The sequence below is a fragment of the Candidatus Acidianus copahuensis genome, assembly GCF_000632495.1.
Taxonomy (GTDB): Archaea; Thermoproteota; Thermoprotei_A; order Sulfolobales; family Sulfolobaceae; genus Acidianus; species Acidianus copahuensis.
Map to the genome: position 1 here is coordinate 1 of NZ_JFZT01000008.1, position 1068 is coordinate 1068.

Genomic DNA, 1068 nt, shown 5'->3' on the forward strand with positions numbered 1-1068 from the left:
TGAGGGTTCTAAAAACTTAGAGAAGATGAGAGTGAAGATAGCTAAAACTTTCGAAAGGATAGACAACTTTCATCGTGACATGTACTTCAAGATAGGGAAGTTCTTCACTGAGAACTATGACGGTCTAGCTATGGAGGACATAAATGTCAAACAACTGGTATCTCGTTCAGCTAGATTCCTCCGCCTCCACTTACATGATGTTAGCTTCTACAAGATGAGGAAGATATTCAGATGGTAAATGGAGAAGTATGGAAAAGAGTTTAAAGTAGTTAACCCAGCGTACACTTCTAGAACGTGCCCACGTTGTGATTTTTAAAAAAGATATGCCTCTTTTACAGAGAGTTTTCCACTGCTAAAGGTGTGGTCACACTGATGACCTTGACCATGTTGCTCTTAACGTTGCGAGGTTGGATCGCCCTCAATGCCGTTGTCAACAGTTTCGCTTAAATCGTGACATTTTTATGCATTTCATGATTTTTCACTTAATGTCCGCAAAACCCAAACCCCTGTGGAGTTGACCCCTCTACCTTAAAAAACCAAGCAAGAGTTGATTGTGAAGCAGGAAGTCCCTCTGGGACATTCCCTATCGAAAGGTGGGATGTCTCGGTCTTCAGACTGAGGTAGCTCACTCCAAAACTAAAATCCAAGCTGTTTAAACAAGTCCTAACATCTTAAGGTTTTTCCAAAGCGTAGAGGAAAGGAAAGACTTTAAAACTAGCCTCACAAATATCATCTTAGATGATCGATAATGGGCCCATAGCTCAGCTAGGTAGAGTGCTGGGCTCCAGATGAATTTCATTGGGTCTAGAGACCCGAAAGGGGATGAGCGACATCTGGAACGGAGAGACCCAGTGGTCGGGGGTCCGAGTCCCCCTGGGCCCATTAAATTAGAAACACTAGGTTGAATATCCTTCTTTTTGGCTAAAATTTTTGATCAAATATTCTATTTCAGTTTAATAAAATGCTCATAATCTTTACAAAGAAAAGGCTAAGGGTCGGATCCCTTACTCCACAGCAACAGATAACGCAAGCTTAACCCAGATCTACCTCCGACCGGAGACCACCAAG

The 1068-nt window shown here is 42.4% G+C and carries 1 protein-coding gene, 1 tRNA gene and 1 pseudogene; all 3 read left to right on the forward strand.

Annotated features, from left to right (window positions below; translation table 11 throughout):
- A pseudogene (locus CM19_RS00340) lies at nucleotides 1-238 on the forward strand (RNA-guided endonuclease InsQ/TnpB family protein); the annotation flags it as partial.
- Nucleotides 239-316, forward strand: coding sequence for a zinc ribbon domain-containing protein (locus CM19_RS13480; RefSeq protein WP_081801158.1), 78 nt, complete (start codon nucleotides 239-241; stop codon nucleotides 314-316).
- A gap of 434 nt (nucleotides 317-750) precedes the next feature.
- A tRNA-Trp gene (locus CM19_RS00345) sits at nucleotides 751-882 on the forward strand.
- The last annotated feature ends 186 nt before the right edge of the window (nucleotides 883-1068 follow it).